The 24,018-nt window shown below is 65.2% G+C and carries 23 protein-coding genes; 9 read left to right on the forward strand and 14 right to left on the reverse strand.

Features of this window, described 5'->3' with window-relative positions; translation table 11 throughout:
* Window positions 1-83: 83 nt before the first annotated feature.
* The 7 genes from FHS48_RS02650 to rfaD form a co-directional block, all read right to left on the reverse strand.
* Window positions 84-1,412, reverse strand: coding sequence for a sodium-dependent transporter (locus FHS48_RS02650; protein ID WP_184261053.1), 1,329 nt, complete (start codon window positions 1,410-1,412; stop codon window positions 84-86).
* Window positions 1,413-1,594: 182 nt separating this feature from the next.
* The gene (locus FHS48_RS02655; RefSeq protein WP_019646327.1) at window positions 1,595-2,527 is read right to left on the reverse strand and encodes a ribose-phosphate pyrophosphokinase; all 933 of its coding nucleotides are present in this window, start codon (window positions 2,525-2,527) and stop codon (window positions 1,595-1,597) included.
* Window positions 2,528-2,845: 318 nt separating this feature from the next.
* On the reverse strand, window positions 2,846-3,718 hold the full coding sequence (locus FHS48_RS02660; protein ID WP_184261056.1) for a hypothetical protein: 873 nt from the start codon (window positions 3,716-3,718) through the stop codon (window positions 2,846-2,848).
* Between the two features lie 21 nt (window positions 3,719-3,739).
* Window positions 3,740-4,507 carry a peptidoglycan editing factor PgeF gene (pgeF, locus tag FHS48_RS02665; RefSeq protein ID WP_184261059.1) on the reverse strand — a complete coding sequence of 256 codons (768 nt, stop codon included), beginning with the start codon at window positions 4,505-4,507 and terminating at the stop codon, window positions 3,740-3,742.
* On the reverse strand, window positions 4,504-5,607 hold the full coding sequence (locus FHS48_RS02670) for a class I SAM-dependent methyltransferase (RefSeq protein ID WP_184261062.1): 1,104 nt from the start codon (window positions 5,605-5,607) through the stop codon (window positions 4,504-4,506). Before FHS48_RS02670 ends, pgeF begins: the two co-directional genes overlap by 4 nt.
* Complete coding sequence (gene lgt / locus FHS48_RS02675) at window positions 5,604-6,440, reverse strand: prolipoprotein diacylglyceryl transferase (RefSeq protein ID WP_184261065.1); 837 nt, start codon at window positions 6,438-6,440, stop codon at window positions 5,604-5,606. Before lgt ends, FHS48_RS02670 begins: the two co-directional genes overlap by 4 nt.
* Window positions 6,441-6,448: 8 nt before the next feature.
* Window positions 6,449-7,435, reverse strand: coding sequence for an ADP-glyceromanno-heptose 6-epimerase (gene rfaD / locus FHS48_RS02680; RefSeq protein WP_184261068.1), 987 nt, complete (start codon window positions 7,433-7,435; stop codon window positions 6,449-6,451).
* A 278-nt stretch (window positions 7,436-7,713) separates the two neighbouring features.
* Here rfaD and FHS48_RS02685 point away from each other — a divergent pair, with 278 nt between their 5' ends.
* The 4 genes from FHS48_RS02685 (at window position 7,714) to FHS48_RS02700 (ending at window position 11,311) form a co-directional block, all read left to right on the forward strand.
* The gene (locus FHS48_RS02685) at window positions 7,714-8,001 is read left to right on the forward strand and encodes an accessory factor UbiK family protein (protein ID WP_184261071.1); all 288 of its coding nucleotides are present in this window, start codon (window positions 7,714-7,716) and stop codon (window positions 7,999-8,001) included.
* A gap of 128 nt (window positions 8,002-8,129) precedes the next feature.
* Entirely contained in the window at window positions 8,130-8,630 is a 501-nt protein-coding gene (locus FHS48_RS02690; protein WP_184261074.1) for a type III secretion system chaperone family protein, read from the forward strand.
* Between the two features lie 11 nt (window positions 8,631-8,641).
* Window positions 8,642-9,538 (forward strand): DNA-3-methyladenine glycosylase family protein, encoded by an 897-nt coding sequence (locus FHS48_RS02695; protein ID WP_184261077.1) that lies wholly within the window; start codon window positions 8,642-8,644, stop codon window positions 9,536-9,538.
* A gap of 144 nt (window positions 9,539-9,682) precedes the next feature.
* Window positions 9,683-11,311 carry a SulP family inorganic anion transporter gene (locus tag FHS48_RS02700; protein ID WP_184261080.1) on the forward strand — a complete coding sequence of 543 codons (1,629 nt, stop codon included), beginning with the start codon at window positions 9,683-9,685 and terminating at the stop codon, window positions 11,309-11,311.
* A 21-nt stretch (window positions 11,312-11,332) separates the two neighbouring features.
* Here the strand turns inward: FHS48_RS02700 and FHS48_RS02705 are convergent, their stop codons facing one another.
* Entirely contained in the window at window positions 11,333-12,364 is a 1,032-nt protein-coding gene (locus FHS48_RS02705; protein ID WP_184261083.1) for a histone deacetylase family protein, read from the reverse strand.
* 126 nt (window positions 12,365-12,490) lie between these two features.
* Between FHS48_RS02705 and FHS48_RS02710 the strand changes: the two genes are divergently transcribed.
* The 3 genes from FHS48_RS02710 (at window position 12,491) to FHS48_RS02720 (ending at window position 13,855) form a co-directional block, all read left to right on the forward strand.
* Window positions 12,491-12,847: a hypothetical protein gene (locus FHS48_RS02710; protein ID WP_184261086.1), complete on the forward strand. Its 357-nt coding sequence runs from the start codon at window positions 12,491-12,493 to the stop codon at window positions 12,845-12,847.
* 79 nt (window positions 12,848-12,926) lie between these two features.
* Window positions 12,927-13,430, forward strand: a complete 504-nt coding sequence (gene creA, locus FHS48_RS02715) for a protein CreA (protein WP_221443315.1) — start codon at window positions 12,927-12,929, stop codon at window positions 13,428-13,430.
* Window positions 13,415-13,855: an acyl-CoA thioesterase gene (locus tag FHS48_RS02720; RefSeq protein ID WP_184261089.1), complete on the forward strand. Its 441-nt coding sequence runs from the start codon at window positions 13,415-13,417 to the stop codon at window positions 13,853-13,855. Before creA ends, FHS48_RS02720 begins: the two co-directional genes overlap by 16 nt.
* A gap of 31 nt (window positions 13,856-13,886) precedes the next feature.
* Here FHS48_RS02720 and FHS48_RS02725 read toward each other — a convergent pair whose 3' ends face one another.
* The 4 genes from FHS48_RS02725 to FHS48_RS02740 all read right to left on the reverse strand — a co-directional run bounded on the left by FHS48_RS02725 (window position 13,887) and on the right by FHS48_RS02740 (window position 19,464).
* On the reverse strand, window positions 13,887-15,254 hold the full coding sequence (locus FHS48_RS02725; RefSeq protein ID WP_184261092.1) for an esterase-like activity of phytase family protein: 1,368 nt from the start codon (window positions 15,252-15,254) through the stop codon (window positions 13,887-13,889).
* A 285-nt stretch (window positions 15,255-15,539) separates the two neighbouring features.
* A complete protein-coding gene (gene purH, locus FHS48_RS02730; RefSeq protein WP_184261095.1) occupies window positions 15,540-17,141 on the reverse strand; it encodes a bifunctional phosphoribosylaminoimidazolecarboxamide formyltransferase/IMP cyclohydrolase in 1,602 nt (533 codons plus the stop codon).
* Between the two features lie 185 nt (window positions 17,142-17,326).
* Window positions 17,327-18,265: a glycosyltransferase family 9 protein gene (locus tag FHS48_RS02735; protein ID WP_184261098.1), complete on the reverse strand. Its 939-nt coding sequence runs from the start codon at window positions 18,263-18,265 to the stop codon at window positions 17,327-17,329.
* A gap of 23 nt (window positions 18,266-18,288) precedes the next feature.
* On the reverse strand, window positions 18,289-19,464 hold the full coding sequence (locus tag FHS48_RS02740) for a glycosyltransferase family 4 protein (protein WP_311769064.1): 1,176 nt from the start codon (window positions 19,462-19,464) through the stop codon (window positions 18,289-18,291).
* Between the two features lie 70 nt (window positions 19,465-19,534).
* Between FHS48_RS02740 and FHS48_RS02745 the strand changes: the two genes are divergently transcribed.
* Complete coding sequence (locus FHS48_RS02745; protein ID WP_184261102.1) at window positions 19,535-20,305, forward strand: alpha/beta hydrolase; 771 nt, start codon at window positions 19,535-19,537, stop codon at window positions 20,303-20,305.
* 112 nt (window positions 20,306-20,417) lie between these two features.
* On the opposite strand, the gene FHS48_RS02750 is transcribed toward FHS48_RS02745, so the two are convergent.
* Entirely contained in the window at window positions 20,418-21,131 is a 714-nt protein-coding gene (locus tag FHS48_RS02750; protein WP_184261105.1) for a response regulator transcription factor, read from the reverse strand.
* Window positions 21,132-21,520: 389 nt separating this feature from the next.
* Entirely contained in the window at window positions 21,521-22,279 is a 759-nt protein-coding gene (locus FHS48_RS02755; protein WP_184261108.1) for a PhoH family protein, read from the reverse strand.
* A 497-nt stretch (window positions 22,280-22,776) separates the two neighbouring features.
* On the opposite strand from FHS48_RS02755, the gene FHS48_RS02760 reads away from it, so the two are divergent.
* The gene (locus tag FHS48_RS02760) at window positions 22,777-24,012 is read left to right on the forward strand and encodes a multidrug effflux MFS transporter (protein ID WP_184261111.1); all 1,236 of its coding nucleotides are present in this window, start codon (window positions 22,777-22,779) and stop codon (window positions 24,010-24,012) included.
* Window positions 24,013-24,018 lie beyond the last annotated feature (6 nt).

The following is a 24,018-nucleotide window of genomic DNA, read 5'->3' on the forward strand; positions in this document are numbered from 1 at the left end:
TGCTGACGCCAGTCCCGCCACAACGGCGGGAACGCGGGCTTTTACACCGATCGGGACGGTTTTGCAACCGTCCCGCCGGGTTTTCAGCCGATCAGGCCCTGAATCAGGATCCAGGCGATGGCCGCCGGGGCCACCACTTTCAGCAGCCAGTTCCACACCGGCAGCAGGGCGAACGGCACGCTGCCGTCATTGGTGGCTTCGCGCCGCATCACCGGCCAGACCACCCATCCGGCAAACAGGCACATCAACAGCCCCCCGACCGGCATGATCAGTTTGGAGGTGATGAAGTCCAGCAGATCAAGGAACGGCAGGCCGAACACCTTGAAATCCGCCCAGATCCCCAGCGACAGCGAACTGGGAATACCGATCAGGAAAGCGATCCCGCCCAGCACCAGCACTGCGGTGCGGCGTGATACCTTCAGCTCGTCGATCAGATAGGCCACCGGCACTTCCAGCAGCGACACCGAGGAGGTCAGCGCCGCAAACAGCAGCAGCAGGAAGAACCCCGCCCCAAACACAGTGCCCCCCGGCATCTGCTGGAACACGCCCGGCAGGGTGATGAAGGTCAGGCCCGGCCCCGCCCCCGGAGTCACCCCGAAGGCAAACACCGCCGGCATCACGATCAGACCGGCGAGAATCGCCACACCGGTATCCAGCCCGATCACCATGACGGTGGAGCGCGGCAGATTCTGATCCCGGGTCAGGTAGGACCCGTAGGTGATCATCGCCCCCATACCGATCGACAGCGAGAAGAACGCCTGCGACAGCGCCGCCAGCACCACATCGGCATTGATCTTGCTGAAATCGGGCTTCAGGTAGAACTCCACCCCGGCCATCGCCCCGTCCAGCGTCACCGCCCGGCCGATCAGCACGACCAGCAGCACCAGCAGGGTCGGCATCAGAATCTTGTTCCAGCGCTCAATCCCGGCGGAGACCCCCTTCAGCACCACCCCGACCGTCAGCGCCATGAAGACGGCGTGGTAGACCAGCGGTTCCAGCGGGTCAGCGACAAAGCCCGAGAAAATCGCGGCAAAATCCAGCCCCGGCGCCGTCAGGGTGCCATCCACCATCTTTACCGTGTAGGCAATGGTCCACCCGCCGATAACACTGTAGAAGCCAAGGATCAGGAAGCCGCAGATCACGCCGAGATAGCCGGTGACCGGCCAGAGACCGCCCTTCAGCACCGCGAAAGCCCCGACCGGATTCTTCTGGGCGGCGCGGCCGATCGCCATTTCCGCCAGCATGCCGGTGGCACCGATGGTCAGCACCAGCACCAGATAGGTGACGACAAAGGCCGCCCCGCCGTTCTGACCGACCAGATACGGAAACTTCCACACATTCCCCAGCCCGACCGCCGACCCGGCGGCGGCCAGAATGAAACCGAGGCGGGAACCCCAGTGTTCACGCGTCATGGGACGCTCCTTCCCTCTTTGTTGACGTAACGGAAAGCGGGAGCGTTTACGGCAAGAGCCCCGACAGCGCAAACAAAAACGGCACCCCGAAGGATGCCGTTTTGTGCATAAAAGACCTCTGAAGCTTCAGAAGAAGAGGCTTTTTTCGATCAACCGGCTTCCGCTCAATCGGAAAATCCTCTTCAGTCAAACAGACTGGACACCGAGCGTTCGTCAGAAATACGGGCAATCGCTTCCGCCAGCAGCGAGGCGATCGAGAACTGGCGGATGTTCGGAGCCATGCGCACCGCTTCCGTCGCCTGAATCGAGTCGGTGATCACCAGCTCCTTCAGCGGGGAATTGGTGACGCGGGCCACGGCGCCGCCGGACAGCACACCATGGGTGACGTAGGCAGAGACCGAATTGGCCCCGGCATTCATCAGCGCCACGGCTGCATTGCACAGGGTTCCGGCGGAGTCGACGATATCGTCCACCAGAATACAGGTGCGGTTCTTGACGTCCCCGATGATGTTCATCACTTCCGACACACCGGCCTTTTCGCGGCGCTTGTCGATGATGGCCAGATCGGCATCCAGACGCTTGGCGATGATACGGGCACGGACCACGCCACCGACGTCCGGCGACACAATCATCAGACGTTCATCGCCATAACGGTTGCGGATGTCGTTGGAGAACACCGGGGCGGCAAACAGGTTGTCCACCGGAATATCGAAGAAGCCCTGAATCTGACCGGAGTGCAGATCCAGCGTCACCACACGGTTGGCACCGGCCTGTGTGATCAGGTTGGCGACCAGCTTGGCGGTGATCGGGGTGCGCGGGCCGGTCTTACGGTCCTGACGGGCATAACCGAAGTACGGCACCACGGCGGTGATGCGGCGGGCGGATCCACGGCGCAGCGCGTCGAGGGTCACCAGCAGTTCCATCAGGTTGTCGTTGGCCGGGTAGGAGGTCGGCTGGATGACGAAAACGTCTTCACCGCGCACGTTCTCGTGCACTTCCACGAACACTTCCATGTCCGAGAACCGGCGGATGCTGGCGTTGGTGACGTCAAGGTGCAGGTAAGCGGCAATCGCTTCCGCAAGCGGACGGTTGGCGTTACAGCCCAGAACTTTCATAAGGCGAAACTCCTGCTGCGAGCCGTCAGACCGCACTGACCTCGGCTCGGAACGAAGACCTGTTGAAACACGTGGTCCGGGCGGCGGTACCGGGCCGGGCCAGACGGGGGATGCCGTCTGTCCGGAGCCCAGAGGACTCCCCTGAGCAGACTCGGCAGGCAGCAAACGGAAAAACGCCCGGAAACCGGGGAAGGCAAGACCGACCCCGTCCAGGCGGGGCGGACAATATCAACACGGTTTTCTTCTGTAAACAGTCATACAGTGTCCGCAGCCCGCAGGAAAGCGCCCCGGCCATCCCGGACAGCCATCATAGACTGCTTATCGCCCCTCCACGCCCGCCCTGCGGGCAATACCCGGGATCCGGTCAAGCACATCCCCCAGCCCCCCGGCCCCGGCCTGCGCGATGGCCACCGCCAGCATCGGGAAACTGGTCTCAATCAACCGCTTCGGGACCGGATTTTCCTGCCGGGCCGTGCCCACATCCTGACCCGCCGCATCGACGACGGTCCAGACCACCGCCACCGGCACCAGCGCCTCTGCTCCGCCGGACTGTTGCAGGGCCCCGAGCGACAGCGTCCCCCGCACCTCCACGGCCGGGGTTCCGGCCTCGCGGGTCACCTCAACCCGGGTCTGCTTCAGGGCCGACTCCATGGCATTGCGCAGGATCTCGGCCTGCTGGGACTGCGGGGCCGCAACCGTCACCCGGACCGGACGCACCTCTGCCGGGGCCTGCACCGGAGCCGGGGCGGCCCCGACCTTCATCCGCAGCTCCAGCGGCCGGTCACGGTCAGCATCCAGCGCCGGAACCAGCGCGGCGGCCACCGCCTCCGCCGGGACAGAGCGACGTTGCAGAAAGGTGGAAATCACCGCACCGCCGGGCTCGGTCAACGACCATCGCAGCCCATCCCCCTGCGGCACCGCCGTCAGCCGGTAGCCATGGCCGGAGGTTCCGATCCGCGCCGGAGTTTCCTGCGCGTGCAGGGCCTGCACCAAGGCGGCAGCCTCCGCCCCGGCGTCCGGCCAGTCAGACGGCGGCTCAACCGTCACCGCATCAGCAGTGGCAAGGCGGGTCAGCTGGCGTGACCATCCCTGCCCATAGGCATCGCCGGTATGGTCAAACGGGCGGGGCACATCGCCGCAGGCAGACAGCCCGGTCAGCAGGATCAGGACGGAGGGGCGGACACCGCGCATCGGTGACAGCTCCGGCCCCGGTCAGCGTTCAAGCGTGATGGCCGACAGCATGCGGCCATAATCCCCTTCGCCCCGCAGCACGGTACGGCGATAGCTGAAAAACCGGGTTTCCTCCCGGCAGGTGTCACAGGGGGTCGGCATCACCTCGCCGACATTCAGGCGGGCCAGACGGCGGGCAACATAGCCGGGCAGATCGAACATGAAGTACCCCTCGCGCCGTGACGGAGCGAAGAAGCGGACATTGTTCTCTTCCTCAGCCAGAAACGGTGCCGGGAATTCCGGCCCGACCTCGTAGGACCGCTGGGCGATACAGGGGCCGATCCCGGCAACAATCCGGCGGGGCTTGGCCCCCAGCTCTTCCATCCGGGCGATGGTGTTGTCGATCACCCCGTGCAGGGCACCTTTCCATCCGGCATGCACCGCCGCCACCACCCCAGCAGTGCCGTCGGCCAGCAGGACCGGGGCACAGTCGGCGGTCAGCACCCCCACCGCCAGCCGGGGCCGGGTGGTGATCACCGCATCGGCGACCGGGATCGCCTCCGGATCAAACGGACCATCCACCACCACCACATCGGTGGTGTGCTTCTGGTTGACCGTCACCAGATTCTCCGGCGGCACTTCCAGTTCCAGCATACAGCGGGCGCGGTTGGTGCGGACATGGGCCGGATCATCAGCGGACCCGAACCCGCAGTTGCGGGAGGCATAAAGACCCTCCGACACGCCGCCGTTGCGGGTAAAGAACCCGTGGCGGACAGTGGCCAGAGCATTGAGCGCGGAGACAGTAATCATGCCAGAGCCTCGAATCCGGGAGGACAAGGCAGCGCCGGATCGGCCAGCACCAGTACCTTGAACAAAGTGCCCATTTTTCCTGGGTGAATCAAGCGGTGAACACCGCTGGAAATCTGTACCGCCTGCTGCGGTGTCGCCGTACGCATCAGGATGCGGGCCCGCTGCTCCGCCCCCAGTGCCGCCAGAAACCGTCCCTGTGTCATCGGCCCCCACGCTTTCGCCCCGGCGGCCTCTGCCGCTGCGGCAAGGCGGGCAAAATCTACATGGGCGGTGATGTCCACCGCCCCCGGGGTCTGAAGGGCCGGGACCGGCTGGTGATGCCGCAGCGCCTGAAGGGTCTCCCCCGGCGCACTGTCAGCATACCCATAATCAATCAGCAGCGCCACGCCCCCCTGTGCCGCCAGCCGCGCCCCCAGCGCCGCCGCCACCTGCTGCCCGGCCGGGCACAGTTCGGCCAGCATGCCGGGCACCGGATCGGCAAAGGCCGGGCCAAGGGCCGCCACCTGCGCCGGATCCGCCTGCGGACCGGGGACAAAGACAAAAGCCTGTTCCGCCTCCGACCAGTCAACGCAGCGCAGCCGCCAGACCGATCCATCAAACTCCAGCTGTTCAATCGGCAGGGCGTCGATGAATTCGTTGCCGACCATCAGCGCCGGTCCGTCGGGCAGGGTCGCCAGATCCTCATGCCAGACCGGCGTCAGCGGCAGACTGGCCAGACGGTCCTTCTGGGCCTGCCGCAGGGCCGGGCTCTGCTCCACCAGATGCAGGTCAACCGCTTCAAGGAAGCCCGGAACCCGGCTGACCGCGCGCAGGGCATCGGCAATCAGCACACCGCGCCCGGGGCCGAATTCCACCAGCCGCACCGGCTGCGGCTGGCCCATCTGCTGCCAGACCACCGCCAGCCACAGGCCGATCAGCTCGCCGAACACCTGACTGATTTCCGGCGCGGTGATGAAATCCCCGTCCGTCCCGAAGGCCCGGCCCTGGGCGTAATAGGTCCGGGCCGCCTCCGCCATCACCGTGCCCAGCGGCAGCGGGCCATCGGCCGCCATCTGCCGCCGCAGACGGTCCTGCAACACATCGGGGGTCAGATCCGTCATGCCGCCTGCCGGGACAGGGCCGGAACCGGGCGGCGCAGCGCCCACACCAGCAGGGCCACCCCGACGGCAATCATCGGCAGCGACAGCAACTGCCCCATCGACGCCCCGGCCCACAGCAGCCCGAGGAACGAATCCGGCTCGCGGAAGAACTCCACCGTGAAGCGGGCCGCGCCATAGCCGATCAGAAAGATCCCGCCCAACGCCCCATGGCGGTTGCGCAGAACAGGCCGGGTATAGAACAGCACCAGCATCAGGACCAGCAGCACCAGCCCTTCCAGCGCCGCTTCATACAACTGGCTGGGGTGGCGCGGCAGCGGCCCGCCATGCGGGAACACCATCGCCCACGCCACATCGGACGGACGGCCCCACAGTTCCCCGTTGATGAAGTTGGCCAGACGCCCGAACAGCAGCCCCAGCGGCACCACCGTCGCCACCATGTCACCGATGGCCAGAAACGGCAGCTTATGGCGGCGGGCAAACAGCACCATCGCCAGTATCACCCCCAGCAGCCCGCCGTGGAAGGCCATGCCGCCCTGCCAGACCTGAAGGATTTCCGACGGATTGGCGAAATAGAACGACGGCTTGTAAAACAGCACATACCCCAGACGCCCGCCCAGAATGACCCCCAGCGTCACCCAGGTCAGCAGGTCATCCACCTGTTCGCCGGTGACCCTGACCCGGCCATCGGCGGTCAGGGTACGGGCCAGCCGCTTCATCAGCTGCCAGCCGCCGACCAGACCGGCGATATAGGCCAGCGCATACCAGCGCAGGGCCAGCGGCCCGATCTGCAGGGCAATCGGGTCAAAGGCGGGGAACTGCAGGGGGTCGGTCATGGCGGGCCTCAGCGGTAGGGGTCGGAAGTGTTGAGGAAGCCCGACACATACTGCCGCACCCCGTCTTCCAGCGAGGTGAAGGGTTTTTGATATCCGGCGGCGTGCAGGCGGTCCATCCGCGCCTCGGTGAAATACTGATACTTGTCGCGGATCGCCACCGGGGTATCGACGAAGCGGATGTTCGGTTCCTTGCCCATGGCGCGGTACACCGCCGAAGCGAGATCGAGGAAGCTGCGGGCCTTGCCGGTGCCGACATTGAACAGGCCGCTGACACCGGGATTGTCGAGCAGCCACATCACCACATCGACCACATCGCCGACCCAGATGAAATCGCGCAGCTGCCCGCCGTCGGCGTAGCCGGGGTTGTGGGAACGGAACAGGTTGAAGTGGGTATTCTCCCGCGCATGCGGGAATACCTGCGACACCACCGAGGACTGGGCCCCCTTGTGGTATTCATTCGGGCCATAAACATTGAAGAACTTCAGACCGGCCCACTGCGGCGGCACCGGATTGCCCTGAAGGATGCGGCGCGACACCCGGCGGTCAAACAGGTGTTTCGACCAGCCATAGGCATTCAGCGGGCGCAGGCGGGCCAGATGCTCCACCGAGCTGTCATCGTCAAAGCCGACCGACCCATCGCCGTAGGTCGCCGCCGAGGAAGCGTAGATGAACCGCACGTCATGCAGGGCACACCAGCGGTACAGGGCGATCGACAGATCAAAGTTGTTGGTGACGATCTTGTCGGCATCCCGTTCCGTGGTGGCGGAGATCGCCCCCATGTGGATGATCGCCTTCAGCTTCTTCTTGTGCAGGTCAAGGAAGCCGAAAATATGTTCCGGATGAACGATATCAACGATCTCGCGCTTGACGATGTTGCGCCACTTCTCGCCATCCCGCAGGCGGTCAACGACCACCAGATCCTCTGCCCCCCGGGCCTCGAGAGCCGCCAGAATGTTTGAGCCGATGAAACCGGCACCCCCTGTCACGACGTACATGACCGCGCTCCCATCGCTGGCTTCCCGCTGCCTGCGGTACCCCGGCGGTCTGGCCGGTGGCAGGGGCGTAGAAGGAGTAAAGACCACAGATGTATAGTAACTTGCAGGCATACCGGCAAGGCCGCTGCGTCCTGCCTTGCGGCAGGGCGGTGCTGACGCCATAATGCGCCGCAGCGCCGGGTGGCGCAGTCGTTCTTTTTGTGTTCCTATCCATGGGACCGAAGGAATGCTATTCCTTTGCTGCTACCCCCTTACGGAATGAGAGCGGAGTCCCTCCGATGCAAACCCAAAGCCGCCTGTTTGATGATCTGGCCCGCGTTGCCGGCGGAGCGCTCGGGGCGCTGTCCGGTGTCCGGGAAGAAATCGAGCTGCTGGTGCGTGGCCGTCTGGAAAGCCTGCTGGCCGACATGGATCTGGTCTCCCGCGATGAATTCGAGACGGTGAAGGCCATGGCAGCCGAAGCCCGCGCCGAGAACGAGCGTCTGGCCGCCCGCATCGCCGCGCTGGAAGGCAAGGCCCCCGGCGCAGACGCAGACAGCGGCGCAGACACCGGCACCGGCGTCTGACGCCCCTTCCCTCCGTCCCGCTGTCTGCCGGACCGGGGCCTGTGGCCCACCGGCAGAAGCCTTCTTCATGAGTCCGGCTCCCCCCACGCGGCCCTGCCGCATCCGGACATGGTCAAAGGACTGAGGATATGCCGTCAGTGGTCATCGGATCTGACATCCTGCCCGCCAACCCCCTTGATCTGGTCGAGGAAGTGGCGCTGGGGCGGGACTGGCAGTCCGACCGCGTCAGCGACATGGAACTGGCCGTCGAGGTGCCGGGCCACTGGTGCAACTACGGCCTGTTTTTCGCCTGGGCGGAAGACATGGGCGCCCTGCATTTCTCCTGCGCGCTGGATATGCGGGTGCCCGACCGGCCCCGCCATCAGGTGCTGGAGCTGATCAACCTGCTGAACGAACGGCTGTGGATGGGGCACTTCGCCCTGTGGACGGAACAGAGCCTGCCGGTGTTCCGCCATACCCTGCTGATCACCGAGCTGACCGCCGGGCGCGACATGCTGAACAGCGTGATCGACATGGCGCTGGCCGAGGCCGAGCGGTTCTATCCGGCCTTCCAGTTCATCATCTGGGGCGGCAAAACCGCGGTGGAAGCCGTCGAAGCCGCCATGCTCGACACCGTCGGGCAGGCCTGACCCCGGCGGCCATGTCCCGCACCCTCTCCTACACCCTGCCGGTCCCGGCCCCCTATGACGGGCCGCAGATTCTGGGGCATCTGGCCTTCCGGGCCCTGCCCGGGGTGGAAAAGGGCAGCGCCGACCACTGGTGCCGGTCCCTGCGCCTGCCCGATGGCAGCCCGGCGGTGATCACCGTCCGCTTTGATCCGCTGGCCCCAGCCCTGCGGATCACCCTGACCGGCACCGCCTTGCCGGACGGGGCGGAGCAGGCCGTCACCGATGCGGTCAGCCGGGTGTTTGATACCGCCACCGATCCCCGGACCATCCGCGCTGTCCTCGGCCGCGATCCCCGCCTTGCCCCCCTGATTGACCGGTTTCCCGGCCTGCGCATCCCCGGCCTGTGGGATCCGTTCGAGGCGGTGATGCGGGCGATGCTGGGGCAACAGGTGACAGTGCGGGCGGCCCGGACCCTCGGCGGGCGGCTGGTGGAGCGCTGCGGCGATGATCTGCCGGAAGACCTGCACTGCGGCAGCATCACCCGGCTGTTTCCCACACCGGCGGCGGTCGCCACCGCCACGCTGGAGTCCTTTGGTATGCCGGGGCGACGGATAGCTGCCCTACAGGCGTTGGCGGCCCGGGTGGCGGACGATCCGGCCTGCCTGCACCCGGCGCCGACACTGGAGGAAACCTCAGCCCGCCTGTGCGCCCTGCCGGGAATCGGCCCCTGGACCGCCCATTACGTTGCCCTGCGCTATCATCGCTTCGCCGATGCCTTTCCGGCCGCCGATATCGGCCTGCTGCGGGCGATGGAAGACAACGGCGCCCGCCCCAGCCCGGCCGCCCTGACCGCCCGCGCCGAAGGCTGGCGCCCGTGGCGGGCCTATGCCGCCCAGTTGCTGTGGACCTCCGACGCCGGATCCCTGTGATCCGCCCGCCGCCTCATGCCCTGCGGCTATACCCTGCCGCTATACCCTGATAGAAAAACAACAATCCTGATTGCGATCCGGCGACGAAAGCGCGATGATCGCAAAACCCCTTCTGAAATCCTGATTTTTCCGACTGGATCCATCATGCCTGCGCTGATCGAAGCGTACCGGGCCGGGTTACTTGGTCGACAGCACTGGCTGCCCAACATCATTGCCGGCGTTATTGTCGGCGTGGTGGCCCTGCCCCTTGCCATGGCGTTTGCCATTGCCTCCGGCACCAAACCGGAGCAGGGCCTGTACACGGCGATTATCGCCGGGCTGGCCGCCGCCCTGTTCGGCGGCAGCCGCCTTCAGGTCACCGGCCCCACCGGGGCCTTTATCGTTATCCTGTCCGGCATCACCGCCACCTATGGCATTGCCGGGCTGCAACTGGCCACCCTGATGGCCGGACTGATGCTGATCGCCATGGGCCTGACCCGGATGGGCGGACTGATCCGGTTTATCCCGACTCCGGTGATCGTCGGCTTCACCGCCGGGATCGCCATCATCATCTGGGTCGGACAATGGCAGGACTTTTTCGGGCTGCCCGCCCCGACCGGACGGCACTTCCATCAGAAACTGCTGTTCCTGCTGGAACATCTGCCGCAGATGCATCTGGCCACCACCGGGATTGCCGTGTTCTCGCTGCTGGTGGTGGTTCTGGCCCCACGCCTGAAGCCGCTGCGGCGGGTGCCCGGCCCGCTGCTGGCCCTGATCGCCGGAACCCTGCTGTATAAGCTGACCGGGCCGGACGGAGTGCGCACCATCGGCTCCGCCTTCGGCGGGATCCCGCAGACCCTGCCGTCCTTCTCGCTGCCGGACATCCGGATCAGCCATGTGGTGGAACTGATCGGCCCCGCCTTCACCATCGCCATGCTGGGGGCCATCGAGTCGCTGCTGTCCGCCGTCGTCGCCGACGGCATGGCCGGAACCCGCCATAATCCCAATCAGGAACTGGTCGGACAGGGCATCGCCAATATTCTGGCCCCGCTGTTCGGCGGCTTTGCCGCCACCGGGGCGCTGGCCCGCACCGCCACCAATGTCCGCAACGGTGCCACCACGCCGCTGTCCTCAATCGTTCATGCCATCACCCTGATCGCGGTGATCCTGCTGCTGGCCCCGCTGGCCGCCGATGTACCGCTGGCCGTTCTCGCCGCCATCCTGTTTGTGGTGGCGTGGAACATGAGCGAGCTGCATCACGTGGTCAAACTGGTGCAGCACGCCCCCCGATCCGACGCGGTGATCCTGCTGGTGACCCTGACCCTGACCGTCTTCGCCGATCTGGTGGTGGCGGTGAACATCGGGGTGATTCTGGCGATGTTGCAGTTCCTGCGGCGGATGTCGAGCAGCGTGGAAATCCGTCAGGCCGAAACCCACGACCTGCCGCCGGATCTGCCGCCGGGGGTGCTGGTGTTCATGCTGGACGGACCAATGTTCTTCGGCGCGGTGGAAACCTTTGAACGGGCGCTGGCCGGAACCCACACCGACCCGAAAGTGCTGATCCTGCGCCTGCGCTGGGTGCCCTTCATCGACGGCACCGGGCTGGAAACACTGGAAGAAGTCATCACCGACCTACACCGGCGCGGAGTGCGGGTGATGATCACCGGGGCCAATGCCACCGTGCTGGGCAAACTGTCCCGCGCCGGAATTGATGCCCTGCTGGGGCCGGAAAACATCCAGCCGTCGCTGGACGCCGCCCTGAGTGTGGTCAAGGAGAAAGCGGCGGCGGAGTAATCCGCCGCCACCCTTGCAGAATTATTCAGCCTGCTCAAACCCGGTCAGGACATTGGCAACGTTGGTGCCAATGTCGGCCACCGCATAACCGCCTTCCTGCACGAACACCGTCGGCAGGCCGAGTGTGGCAATCTTCGCCCCGATCAGCGGGTAATGCTGCTGGCCCAGTGTGAAGGCGCTGATCGGGTCGTTCTCGTAGGTATCCACCCCCAGCGAGATCACCACCGCATCCGGGGCATAGTCGCGGATCACCGCCAGCGCCTGATCCAGCGTCGCGCTGTACTCATCCCAGCCGGTGCCACGCGGCAGCGGGAAGTTGTGGCAGAAGCCCTCGCCCTTGCCTTCTCCGCGTTCATCGGCAAACCCCCGGAAGAACGGATACTCGGTTTCCGGCGAGCCATGCACCGACACCGTCATCACGTCCTCGCGCGACCAGAAGATATCCTGCGTGCCGTTACCGTGATGGTAATCGACATCCAGCACCACCACGCGGGCCGACCCGTGATCGCGCAGATACTGGGCAGCAATAGCGGCATTGTTGAGGAAGCAGTAGCCACCGTAAGTGCTGGCCCCGGCATGGTGGCCGGGCGGGCGGCACAGGGCATAGGCGCTGCGCTCCCCGTCCGCCACCAGCGCCGCCGCCGTCAGGGCGCAGTGGGCCGAGGCCAGAACCGCATCCCATGTGCCTTCGACGATCGGGGTTCCGGCGTCATAGCAGTAATAGCCCAGCTTGCCGTTGATGCCCGGCGGGATCACGTCCTGCCGCATCGAGCGGGCGGCAAAGCCGCTGGGCAGCATGAAGCCGTCCTTGCCGATGGCTTTCCACTGGTCAAAGGCGGTGCGCAGAAAGGTGACGAAGGCGGCATCATGCACCTTCAGCACCGTTTCCAGCGCAAACGGGCGGGGTTTGATCACCTCCAGCCCGGCCGTCTGGACCGCCGACAGAATATAATCGGCGCGGACCGGCATTTCGTAACAGGGAACCAGTTCCCCCCGGTGCAGTTCTTTCCCGCCGTCGTGGCGGCTGTGCAGCGGGGAATAGACGGCTTTCATGGCGCGGCATCCTGTCATGTGTGGCGGGGAGACGGGGGAGTCATAAGGATTTGGCAATCACCCTGTGTCAGACTAGACTCAATTCCAATCCGCCCGCTACCCCTGACTGGCCGGACCACGCCCCGCATGAACCGCCTTTTTTCCGCCCCGCTGACCGTGACCGCCGCCGCCCTGCTGCTGGCAGCGGCCCCGGCCTTGGCGTGGGACACCAACACCCGGGTTTATGCCACCTCGACCTCCCCCTACTGGGAGGTCGGGAAGATCGACAATGACCTGTCGCGCCTGTGTACGCTGGGGACCTTCAACCAGAAGCGGGTCGCACAGGTCTATATCCAGTTCACCGGCCAGAAAGGGCGCGGCATCACCGGCATCGCCAAAAAGGACTTCAACCTGAAGGACCCGCAGGGCAAGGCGGTGGACGGCAAGACCTACCACTTCTACGCCGACGGCACGAGCCAGTGTAAGGTCTACGTCGCCCCGTAAAATCGCAGACACCCCCTTTCGCGAATACAGAAACCACCCTATCTTCAGGGTCTTCCCGTCCGCTCACTCAGGAGCAGCCATGATCCGCCTTCCGTCCCTGCCCGCCTGCACCGCCCGCCTTGCCGTGGCCGTGGTGGCCGGGCTGCTGTCGCTGTCAGCCCCGACCGCACAGGCCGAGGAAATCGGCAGCGTTGATACGGTGTTCAAGCTGCTCGGCCCCAACCACAAGATCGTGATTGATGCTTTCGACGACCCGGATATTCCCGGTGTCGCCTGCCACATCAGCCGGGCCCGCACCGGCGGTATCAAGGGTGGCCTCGGGCTGGCCGAAGATACGTCGGATGCCTCCATCGCCTGCCGTCAGGTCGGGCCGATCACCCTGCCCGCCAATCTGAAGAAGCGGGATGGCGAGAGCATTTTCTCCGAGCGCCGATCCCTGATTTTCAAGAAGCTTCAGGTGGTGCGTTTCTACGACGAAAAGCGCAACACGCTGGTTTACATGTCCTATTCGGACCGGGTGATCGAAGGATCGCCGAAGAACGCCATTTCCACCGTGCCGGTGATGCCATGGGCGAAACCTTAATCCCGCTGCCGGAGCGGGTGTTCCGGCACCCGTTCCGGGTCCGTTATTCGGAAGTGGACTGTCAGGGGGTGGCCTACAACGCCCACTATCTGACATGGTTCGACGTGGCGCTGTGGGAGTTTTTCCGCAGCCTGCCGTGGGACCTGAAGGCACAGGTCCGCGACACCGGCACCGACTTCCATACGGTGAAGGCGGTGGTGGACTACCATGCGCCGGTGCGGTTTGATGAAGAGATCCGGGTGGCGGTTCAGCCGGTGCGGATTGGTGGCAGCAGCCTGACCTTTTCCTTAAGCCTTGATGTTGCCGGAGAAGACCGGCGGCGGGCCAGCGGGGAGATTGTCTGGGTCAACGCCTGCCAGACCACCCATACCTCCCGCCCGCTGCCGGACGGGCTGCGGAACCGTCTGGCCCCCCTTCTTCCTTAAGCGGCAGGGAGGGGCCAGACCGGCAGCAGGATTATTTGGCCGACAGCAGATCCGGCACGCTCAGCAGCAGGAATTCGTTGTTATCAGGCACGCCGACGCGACGCCCGGCGGAAAACGGCAGGTTGTTGTCGTTGGCGACGATAATGTGGGTGGCATCAACCACATGCACGTCCTCGATGGTGAAGAACGGGAAGTTCAGCACGCCATCGCGGCTGATGCCCTTGGCCAGCCCCTTCGGATCCTTGATCGCCATCAGGTCGATATAGGCCACCTTGCGGACGAAACCGTCGGCATCGGCGGCGGCCAGATCAATCTTATAGATCCGCTTGAATTTCGCCGGAGTCTTCTGGCAGTCAGGCCGGGCCTCGCCGGTGCAGGCCTCCCGCGGGTCACCCTCGCCGTTGTCACGCTCGATCACCAGCGCCGTGGTGGCGTCGATCATGTTGAAGTCGCCGATCGCCAGACCATTTTCTTCCAGCGGATACTTCCACGATTTGCCGGTCCAGCTCTGGCTGGCGACATCAAACTGGAGGATGCGCAGATACTCGCGTCCGTCGCGGGTTTCGGCCTCACCCTTGGCCACCAGCGCCCCTTCCAGCAGCGGATAGAGGGTCTTGCCGTCCGGCGACACCGCCATGCCCTCAAACCCCTTGGACCGCCGCACATCAAAGTCCACCGGACCCGGCTTGGCCGGGGTGGTGACGGTATAATTGTCCGGCGACTTCAGCACCCGGTCGCCCAGCTTGGTGTCAAACACCGCCAGAACCTTGCCGGTCTTATCCGCGCGGATCAGATAGGGGCCGAATTCGTCACCGATCCACATTTCATCGCCGACGGTCTGGATCGATTCCGGGTCAAAATCCGCCCCGGTCAGATAGCGGCTGCCGGTGTTTTCATTGACGATCAGGAACGGCACCTTGCGGTCGGGATCGTGCAGGAACACCGTCTTCTTCAGGCTGACCGTGCCGCTTTTCCAGTCCGGATGCACGACGTGGGCCATCAGCATGGCATCGGGGGAATTGGCCTTGGTGCCGAAGCCGTTATCGGTCAGCACCACATAGTCACCATTGCCCGCCGGTTTGATCCCGGAGAACCCCTGTACCGGCTGGCCCTTGAACGGCAGCATCGGTTCCTGCGCCGCATCCTTGACGAAGGGGCGCCCGGCGGTGAGGCCAACCCCGTCAACCCGCTTCGGCGACTGGGCATAGCGCCCCGACACCGCCAACGAGGCCGGGGCATCCTTCGGCGGCTGCACAAAAGTGGCGGCGGGCAGGCTGGAAAATCCCTCCAGCACCGCCGGAACTTCGGTGGCGGACACCGCCGGAGCCATGGCAAGGGCCGAAACCGACAGCGTCAGGGCGGCGATCAGAGAACGGGAGACAGAACGGACTGCGGGCATGATGTCCTCGTGGGGTCAGACGGGAGAGAGACGGGCCTGCCGTCCCCTGCCGCAGGCCCCGGCCCCTTGCCTACCTGTCACCGCCCCCCTCGTGGATGAATTTTCCCGGACAGTTCCATAACAATATCAAGACATTAACACTACATTACGAAAACTGCATTATGAAACAAAGCCTTAGCCTGCGGCTCCATCCGTGCTGCGGGGACATAGAAAAATCCCCGCCCGGTTGCCCGGACGGGGATTGTCTGTACAGGGATCCTGCACGTGCGTTTGCGACACCGTGCCTTAGTGGCGGAAATGGCGCATCCCGGTGAACACCATGGCCAGACCGGCATCATCCGCCGCCTTGATCACGTCTTCATCGCGGATCGAGCCGCCCGGCTGGATCACGGCGGTCGCCCCGGCTTCGGCGGCGGCCAGCAGGCCATCGGCGAACGGGAAGAAAGCATCAGAGGACACCACCGAGCCCTTGGCCCAGCTTTCGGCATCCCCGGCGGCCTTGGCGGCCTGTTCTGCGCGGAAGGCGGCAATGCGCGAGGAGTTAACGCGGCTCATCTGCCCGGCACCGACGCCGACGGTCATCTGGTTGCGGACATAGACGATGGCGTTGGACTTAACATGCTTGCCGACGGTGAAGGCAAACAGCATGTCCTTCAGTTCCTGCCCGGTCGGCTGGCGCTTGGTCACCACCTTCAGGTCAGCGGCGGTCAGCAGGTTGTCACGGCTCTGCACCAGCAGGCCCCCGGCGATGTTCTTCACCATCAGCCCGCCCACCTTGGTGTCCGGCAGGCCACCGGTGCGCAGAACACGCAGGTTCTTCTTGGTTTCCAGAACCTTGCGGGCATCATCGGAGATTTCCGGGGCGATGATCACTTCCAGAAACAGCTTCGACAGCTCTTCGGCGGTTTCCCCGTCGAGGGTGCGGTTGAAGGCGACGATGCCGCCGAAAGCGCTTTCGGTGTCGCAGGAATAGGCGCGCAGATAGGCGTCCTTCAGGCTGCTGCCCAGCGCCACACCGCAGGGGTTGGCATGCTTGACGATGACGCAGGCGGTCTCGTCAAATTCCGCCACCAGCTCGAAGGCGGCATCGGTGTCGTTGAAGTTGTTGTAGGACAGTTCCTTGCCCTGCAACTGTTCCGCCGCCGCGATGCCCGGGCGGTTTTCGCCGGTGGCATACAGCGCCGCCACCTGATGCGGGTTTTCGCCGTAGCGCATTTCCTGCTTCAGCTCCCCGGCGAAGGCCATCCGGCGCGGGAAGGTCTCGCCAAGCTGACCGGCGAACCAGGCGGAAATCGCGGCATCATAGCAGCCGGTGCGGGCATAGGCGGTGGCGGCCAGACGGCGGCGCAGCTCCAGCGAGGTCGCCCCATTGTTGGCCTGCATCTCGGCCTTCACCACATCGTAGTCGGCGACATCGACGACCACGGTGACGGCGGCATGGTTCTTCGAGGCGGCACGGATCATCGCCGGACCGCCGATATCGATGTTCTCAACGCATTCATCGAACCCGGCACCCTTGGCGACGGTCTCTTCGAACGGGTAGAGGTTGACCACCAGCAGGTCGATCGGCTGAATGCCGTGCTCGCTCATCGCCGCTTCGTGATCGGCGTTGCCACGGATCCCCAGCAGGCCGCCGTGCACCTTGGGGTGCAGGGTCTTGACGCGGCCATCGAGCATTTCCGGGAAGCCGGTGAAATCCGACACTTCCTTCACCGGGATCCCGGCCCCGGCAATCGCCTTGGCAGACCCGCCGGTGGACAGGATTTCCACCCCGGCATCGGCCAGAAAACGGGCGAACCCGATCAGGCCGGTCTTATCAGAGACCGAAATCAGGGCGCGGCGGATCGGGCCGGTATAGGCGGGCACGAACGGGACCGAGTTGGACATGGCAGGGGGCTCTCCCTCAGACACAATGCGGTGTGTCGACCCACCCCCCGGGATCAGGCCCGATGGTGACTCGACGATGCGAAAGACTGGAATGGCGCGGGTGATATCATGCCCGCCGCAGCGGTGCAGCACTTGTTTTCACCAAAACGGCCGGATTCGCCCCGAAAGATGCGGCGGGCGGGGGGTTATACCCCCTCCAGCGCCGCCAGAACGTCGGAAACCGGCAGATCCGCCAGATCCGGACGGCGCAGGATCGCCACCCGGGGGCCGCGCTGGGCACACAGGGCGGGGTCAGACGCGTGGGAATAGACCACCACGCTGGGGCAGCCGCAGGTCGCCAGCAGGTGCATCGGCCCGGTATCATTGCCCACCGCCGCCACCGCCCGTCGGGCCAGCACCGCCAGATCGGTCAGGCCGGTCCTGCCGATCAGCGACACCGCCTGCGGACAGGCCGCCAGAATCGCCTCCGCCTCCGCCTGTTCACTCGCCGTGCCCAGCACCACCGGGGTCAGGCCCCGCTGCGCCAGCGCCACCGCCAGCGCCGCATAGGACGCGGCAGGCCACCGCTTATCCGGCCGGTGCGGGGCACCGCCGGGGACCAGCAGCACCGGCTGATCCGGGAGGGTCACCGACAGGGTGCCCCGGTCCAGCCAACTCAGATCCGGACCGGCGGGCGGCATCGGCACCCCGGCCATCGCCAGCTGATCGGCCTGCCGCTCCAGCGTATGCAGGGCATTGCGCTGTGGGTTGGCGTGGGGGTGAGAACAGCCACGGGCAATCCCGCTCCACTCCACCGCCCCCGGCCCGCCCATCAGGCGGAGATAGCCGGAGGAACGGTCTGAGGTCTGCAAGTCATATACCCGGTCAAACCGGCCCTGCCGCAGCCTCCGGCGCAGGGCAAACACCTTGCCGAGCTGCCAGAACCGGGGCCGTTCGTCGGTCCAGACCGCATCAAACCACGGGCAGGCCTGTGCCAGACCGACGAAGGGCCGGGTGGTCAACAGGGTGATCTGTGCCCCCGGATGGTGAGCCCGGATCGCGGAAAAAGCCGGAAAGGCCTGAACGAAATCGCCCAGCGCCGACAGCTTGATCACCAGAATCCGCCCTGCGGCCGGCTGCGCCATGATCACGCCCTTCCGTCCCTGCCTCAGGCCTGCGGCAGCAGTTCGCGGTAAACCGCCATGGTCTTGGCGCACATCTGATCGGTGGTGAAATTGGCCTGAATGTGGGCGATGGCGCGCGGGGCCCACTCGGCCCGCTCCTCTGCCGTCAGCGACAGGGCATTGCGCAGGGCCCGGGCCAGCGATTCCGCGTTGTTGGGGATGAACAGCCAGCCGGTTTTGCCATCAACCAGAATCTCCGGTGCCGCCCCGTGCTGGGGTGCCACCACCGGGCGACCCATGGCCTGCCCTTCCGCCGACACCCGCCCAAAGGCCTCCGGATCGGTGGAGGCGCTGACCACCACATCCGCCACCATATAGGCGGCGGGCATGTCATTGCACTCATCGGCCAGAATCACCCGGTCGCGCAGGCCCAGGCGGGTCACTTCCGCCTCGACTTCAGCCCGGTAGGCATCCCGCCCCTGATCAGACCCGACCAGCACGCAGCAGACCTTCAGGTCCTGAAGATGGGTCAGGGCTTCCAGCAGCAGCATCTGGCCTTTCCAGCGGGTCAGGCGGCCGGGCAGCATGACCACCGGCACCCCGTCAGGCAGGCGCCAGCGCTGCGACAGGGCAATCATCCGCTCCGGGCTGACCTTATCGGGATCAAAGCGGAAGAAATCGACTCCGCGGTGGATCACCCGGATCACCTCATCGGATACCGGATAGTGTTCCAGAATATGGCGGCGGATGAATTCGGAGATGGCAATCACCCGGTCCCCCATCGCCATCACCCGGTTATAGCGCTTCTTCAGCGCCATCGGCCCCAGATTATAGGTGCCGTGGAAGGTGGTGACGAAGGGAACCCCTTCCGCCCGCGCCGCCCACAGGGCCGACCACGCCGGGGCCCGCGACCGCGCATGCACCAGCGAGACCCCATGCTCCTGAATCACCTTGCGCAGCGCATCGCGGTTGCGGCGCAGCACCAGCGGGTTCTTGCTGGCCAGCGGCAGGGTGATGTGCTCCGCCCCGACCCGTTGCAGCTCCCGCACCATCGGGCCGCCTTCACTGGCGACCACGGCTTTCCAGCCAAAGGCCTGAAGGGCGGTGGCGATCTCGATGGTTCCACGCTCGACCCCCCCGGTCACCAGACGGGGCAGGACCTGAAGAACCACCGGGCGGGACTTGCCCGCCGGAGCAGAGGTGTTAGGGTGCAGGGTCACGGACAGTACTTTCAGAAACGGATGAACGGACGCGAATATGGTCTCTCCGACGCCTCTTGAGAAGCCCCAGATGCGGACCTGCCCCAGCGGGCGTACCCTCGCGTATCACAGATTCGACCCCGCTGCCGAGGGGGGAGTGGCAAGTTCCCCGGTCGGTGTGGTTTTTCTGCACGGACTGATGTCGGATATGGAGGGCGGAAAGGCCCTGCATGTCGAGGCCCACTGCCGCCAGCGCGGCTGGCCGTTCCTGCGCTTTGACCAGAGCGGCCACGGCCAGTCGGAAGGCCGTTTCATCGACGGCACCATCGGCGGCTGGGCTGACGACACCTGCGCGATGATTGATGCCCTGACCACGGGGCCACAGATCGTCATCGGCTCGTCCATGGGCGGCTGGGTGATGCTGCTGGCGGCCCTGAAGCGGCAGGACCGGGTGGCCGGACTGCTGGGAATCGCCCCGGCCCCGGACTTCACCGAGGAACTGACCTGGCCCGCCCTGAGCCCGTCCCAGCAGGCCGAGGTGATGGAGACCGGTCTGGTCGCTGTGCCCAGCGCCTATTCCGACGAACCGTACCGCTTCAGCCGCGCCCTGTTCGAGGACGGCCGCCGCAACAGCCTGCTGGGGGCACCGATTCCCTTCGCCGGTCCGGTGCGGATCCTGCATGGCCAGAAAGACGAGGCGGTGCCATGGCAGCATGCCCTGCGGATTGCCGATCAGCTGACCTCTGACGATGTTGAAATCATCTTTATCAAGGACGGCGATCACCGCCTGTCGGAACCGGCGCATCTGGAACGGCTGTCGCAGACACTGGATGCCCTGCATGCCGCCGTCAGCGCCGGCTGACGGACCACGGAACCAGTCTGAAAACGCTGCGGGGCCGGAGAGGACTATCCCTCTCCGGCCCCGCGCCGTTCCGTCGCCCTCCCCGGAGAAAGTCTCGTTGGGAGAGCATCGTTCAGGCGGTCTGGACCTCGCCGGAGAAGCGGTAGCCATGGCCGTGGCAGGTCTCGATCAGGCGGGGTCCGCTGCCCCGGGTGTCCCCCAGTTTGCGGCGGATCCGGCTGACCAGCGTATCAATGGAACGGTCGTTGACATCGCGGCCCGGCTCCCCGGTCGCTTCCAGCAACTGGTCGCGGGTCAGCGGCTGGCCGGCGCGGGCGACCAGCACCGCCAGAAGGTCAAACTCCGTTGCGGTCATGGTGATGGTCTCACCCTGCGGGCTGACCAGCTTCCGCCACAGCAGATCCATTTCCCAGCCGGAGAACCGGTAGAGGACACTGCCGCTGGCCTCAGCCCGCGGGGCCATCCGGCCCAGCACATTGCGGACCCGGGCCACCAGTTCGCGCGGATGGAACGGTTTGGTCACGTAATCATCGGCACCGAGTTCCAGCCCGGTGATGCGGTCGCGCGGCTGGGCCCGGGCGGTGACCATGATGATCGGCACCCGCGACTGCCTGCGCACGGAAACGGCCAGCTGAACGCCGTCGGCATCCGGCAGGTTGAGATCCAGCAGGATCAGATCTACCGCCGCCCGCGCCATGGCCTGACGCATCGCTTCCGCCGTCGCGGCCGTGCTGACCGCATAGCCTGCTTCCTTGAGGAAAGCGGACAATAACGCAAGCGTAGCGGGATCATCCTCGACCACCAGAATATGTGCCTGCTCAGCCATAAACGTCCCCCGGCATTCTGCCCTGTTGCCCGATTACTATATTTCAAAGACATCATCGGTGTCAGCAGATAGGCATTATCTCCATCAAGAACAACCATAAAGTCAATATTATCAGACAATCGACCCCTTAAAGTTGATAATTTTTCCAACTCCTCCCGTAAAAGAAGAGCCCTGAATATTCATATTGTCTCGTAAAGTCAGCGTTTCTCCGGAGTCGGAACCACTCTCCGCCTGCGCCCGTCTCCTGTAAAAAGACACAGGCCCGGACCGCTGCGGGCGGGCCGGACCTGTGAAATATAAACACCCGTTGATCTTTCACGGCAAAATCATTTCCGGCACCGGATCCATCCGGCCGAATCCGAAAAAATAAAACCGCAAACGAAGAGAAATCAGATCACCGTCAACATTGATGCGACCAATGGATGGCGGACAATATCGGCATCCTGCAACCGGATCACCGCCACATCCTCCAGCGCACTCAGCCGGGTTGCGATGTCCCCCAGACCGGAGACTCCCGGCAGCAGGTCCGTCTGATCCGGATCCCCGGTCAGGACCATGGTGGCGTGCCAGCCCAGACGGGTCAGCAGCATCTTCAGCTGCCCATAGGTGCAGTTCTGCGCCTCGTCGATCACCACGAACGCATTGTTCAGGGTGCGCCCGCGCATATAGGCGACCGGGGCAATCTCGATGGTGCCGTCGCCCAGATACTGCTTCAGCTTCCGCGTTCCCAGCCGGTCATTGAGGGCATCGTAGAGCGGGCGCAGATAAGGGGCGAGTTTGTCCTCCAGCGCCCCGGGAAGAAAACCCAGACTCTCCCCGGCCTCCACCGCCGGGCGGGACAGCAGGATCCGGCCGACCCGACCGGCCTCCAGTGCCTCCACCGCCTTGGCAATCGCCAGATAGGTCTTGCCGGTTCCGGCAGGCCCCAACGCCACCACCACATGTGACTCCTCAATCGCTGCAATCAGACGGCGCTGGTTATCACTGTGCGGTCGGATGGTACGGACATAGCTGCGGTCCCGCGCCGGATCAGGACACTCCCGCCTTTCTCCTCTCTCCCACAGGGGATCCCAGACCGAGCCGTCAGGGAGCAACGCCCGGACCCGGGACTCTTCAGCGACAGCGGAACGGTAAGCACGCTTGGCCATGGGGCACCTCTCTGAAGTCTGTGGAGAAAAAGGGCATATAACGACAACAGCCCCCGCCGGAGGGGCGGAGGCTGTGACAGGAACCGGAAGACCGGACCCACGGAGGGAACAGGGGCTCCCGACCGGAGACGGGCAGACGGAGGACGGTCCGGCACCTGCCACGGAGCAGGCGACACCGCCGCCGGAGTTTCGGCGAACCCGTCAGAGGTCATGACACCTCCTCTTTCCGACCGGAAAAAGACCGTCTGCCGCAACAGAACCGCCACACGGAGGCCCCGGAGACCAGACCCGGCGAATCGTATCGCGGCCCCCTGCGATGCCCCAGTGATTTTCCGCACTGCCACGGAAAGTTCATCGGCCCCGGTCCTGCCGTCCTGACTGGAACCGCTCATATTCGCACTTTGCAATTGTCGCCCCCGCCCGAACACCATAGCCTGTGCCCCCACAGATACAGGCGCCGATCCAACGGCCCCGCCCTGCTGAGAGACCGCACCGTCATGTCCGCCGCCCCTCCCCCGTCTCCCGCCTCTGCCCCGCCCCCCCAGCCGGGCATCGGTTTTCTGGCGCCTCTGGTGCTGTTCACCACGGTCGGGCCGGTGGCGATGCAGATGTTCCTGCCCGCGCTGCCCGCCATCCAGAAGGATTTTGGCGTCTCCGCCGCCGAAGCGCAGATGACGATCAGTCTGGCCCTGCTGTCTTTTGGCATTTCCATGCTGGTCTACGGCCCGGTGTCTGACCGCTTCGGGCGGCGGCGGCCGCTCCAGATCGGCATGTTCCTGTACTGCGCCGGGTGTCTGTTCTGCACCATCGCCAGCTCGCTGGATATGCTGATTGCCGGACGGGTTCTGGCTGCCATCGGCGGTGCCGGAGGCATGACCCTGACCCGCGCCATGGTGCGCGACACCTATCCGCCGTCACAGGTGGCCCCGGCCCTGTCCCAGCTGATGATCGGGCAGATCGTTCCGCCGATGCTGGCCCCGGTTCTGGGTGGCCTGATCGCCGTCAGCTTCGGCTGGCGGGCCATTTTCATCACCCAGACCGTTGTTGCCGCCCTTGCCCTGCTGCTGGTGCTGCGGTTGCCGGAAACCCTGAAGCAGCGGCATATCGGGGCCAGTCCGCTGACCCTGCTGACCAACTATGGCACCCTGCTGCGGCATCCCCGCTTCAACGCCTTCACGCTGTTCAACGCCATCGGGATCGGCGGCTATTTCCTCTGCCTGGCCGGGGCACCGCTGGTGCTGATCAACACCCTGCACCTGTCCCCCGCCGAATATGGCCTGATCTTCATTCTGGTGCCCGGCAGCTTCATGCTGGGGAATATCCTGACCAGCCGTCTGGCCCGCCGGTTTTCGCCCCGGGTGATGGTGCCGCTGGGATCAGCCTTCAGCATTGCCGGCCCCCTGATCGGGCTGACACTGGTGCTGACCCTGCCCCTGTCCCCGTGGATCGTGATGATCCCGGCCGGTCTGATGACCTTCGGCCATGGCCTGTCGATGAGCAGCGCGCAGGCGGCCTCGATGGCGGCCCGCCCGGCACTGGCCGGGGCTGCCGCCGGGCTGGGCGGTTTCCTCCAGATGGCGGTGGGGGCGCTGGTGACTCAGGGCTTCGGCCTGATCCATGACGGCACCGCTGTCCCGCTTCTCGCCGCCATGGCCGTTGCCAGCGGCACCGCCTTTGCGGTTTACGTCGGGTGTCTGGCGCTGGACCGGGGCCGCACGGAGCCGCCGGAGTAACCGGTT

The sequence above is a fragment of the Novispirillum itersonii genome (assembly GCF_014205675.1).
Taxonomy (GTDB): Bacteria; Pseudomonadota; Alphaproteobacteria; order Rhodospirillales; family Rhodospirillaceae; genus Novispirillum; species Novispirillum itersonii_A.

Excerpts from the sequence above, each read along its gene's own strand:
- FHS48_RS02650 (WP_184261053.1), bottom strand. The coding sequence starts at position 1,412 with ATGACGCGTGAACACTGGGGTTCCCGCCTCGGTTTCATTCTGGCCGCC.
- FHS48_RS02655 (WP_019646327.1), bottom strand. The coding sequence starts at position 2,527 with ATGAAAGTTCTGGGCTGTAACGCCAACCGTCCGCTTGCGGAAGCGATT.
- FHS48_RS02660 (WP_184261056.1), bottom strand. The coding sequence starts at position 3,718 with ATGCGCGGTGTCCGCCCCTCCGTCCTGATCCTGCTGACCGGGCTGTCT.
- pgeF (WP_184261059.1), bottom strand. The coding sequence starts at position 4,507 with ATGATTACTGTCTCCGCGCTCAATGCTCTGGCCACTGTCCGCCACGGG.
- FHS48_RS02670 (WP_184261062.1), bottom strand. The coding sequence starts at position 5,607 with ATGACGGATCTGACCCCCGATGTGTTGCAGGACCGTCTGCGGCGGCAG.
- lgt (WP_184261065.1), bottom strand. The coding sequence starts at position 6,440 with ATGACCGACCCCCTGCAGTTCCCCGCCTTTGACCCGATTGCCCTGCAG.
- rfaD (WP_184261068.1), bottom strand. The coding sequence starts at position 7,435 with ATGTACGTCGTGACAGGGGGTGCCGGTTTCATCGGCTCAAACATTCTG.
- FHS48_RS02685 (WP_184261071.1), top strand. The coding sequence starts at position 7,714 with ATGCAAACCCAAAGCCGCCTGTTTGATGATCTGGCCCGCGTTGCCGGC.
- FHS48_RS02690 (WP_184261074.1), top strand. The coding sequence starts at position 8,130 with ATGCCGTCAGTGGTCATCGGATCTGACATCCTGCCCGCCAACCCCCTT.
- FHS48_RS02695 (WP_184261077.1), top strand. The coding sequence starts at position 8,642 with ATGTCCCGCACCCTCTCCTACACCCTGCCGGTCCCGGCCCCCTATGAC.
- FHS48_RS02700 (WP_184261080.1), top strand. The coding sequence starts at position 9,683 with ATGCCTGCGCTGATCGAAGCGTACCGGGCCGGGTTACTTGGTCGACAG.
- FHS48_RS02705 (WP_184261083.1), bottom strand. The coding sequence starts at position 12,364 with ATGAAAGCCGTCTATTCCCCGCTGCACAGCCGCCACGACGGCGGGAAA.
- FHS48_RS02710 (WP_184261086.1), top strand. The coding sequence starts at position 12,491 with ATGAACCGCCTTTTTTCCGCCCCGCTGACCGTGACCGCCGCCGCCCTG.
- creA (WP_221443315.1), top strand. The coding sequence starts at position 12,927 with ATGATCCGCCTTCCGTCCCTGCCCGCCTGCACCGCCCGCCTTGCCGTG.
- FHS48_RS02720 (WP_184261089.1), top strand. The coding sequence starts at position 13,415 with ATGGGCGAAACCTTAATCCCGCTGCCGGAGCGGGTGTTCCGGCACCCG.
- FHS48_RS02725 (WP_184261092.1), bottom strand. The coding sequence starts at position 15,254 with ATGCCCGCAGTCCGTTCTGTCTCCCGTTCTCTGATCGCCGCCCTGACG.
- purH (WP_184261095.1), bottom strand. The coding sequence starts at position 17,141 with ATGTCCAACTCGGTCCCGTTCGTGCCCGCCTATACCGGCCCGATCCGC.
- FHS48_RS02735 (WP_184261098.1), bottom strand. The coding sequence starts at position 18,265 with ATGGCGCAGCCGGCCGCAGGGCGGATTCTGGTGATCAAGCTGTCGGCG.
- FHS48_RS02745 (WP_184261102.1), top strand. The coding sequence starts at position 19,535 with ATGCGGACCTGCCCCAGCGGGCGTACCCTCGCGTATCACAGATTCGAC.
- FHS48_RS02750 (WP_184261105.1), bottom strand. The coding sequence starts at position 21,131 with ATGGCTGAGCAGGCACATATTCTGGTGGTCGAGGATGATCCCGCTACG.
- FHS48_RS02755 (WP_184261108.1), bottom strand. The coding sequence starts at position 22,279 with ATGGCCAAGCGTGCTTACCGTTCCGCTGTCGCTGAAGAGTCCCGGGTC.
- FHS48_RS02760 (WP_184261111.1), top strand. The coding sequence starts at position 22,777 with ATGTCCGCCGCCCCTCCCCCGTCTCCCGCCTCTGCCCCGCCCCCCCAG.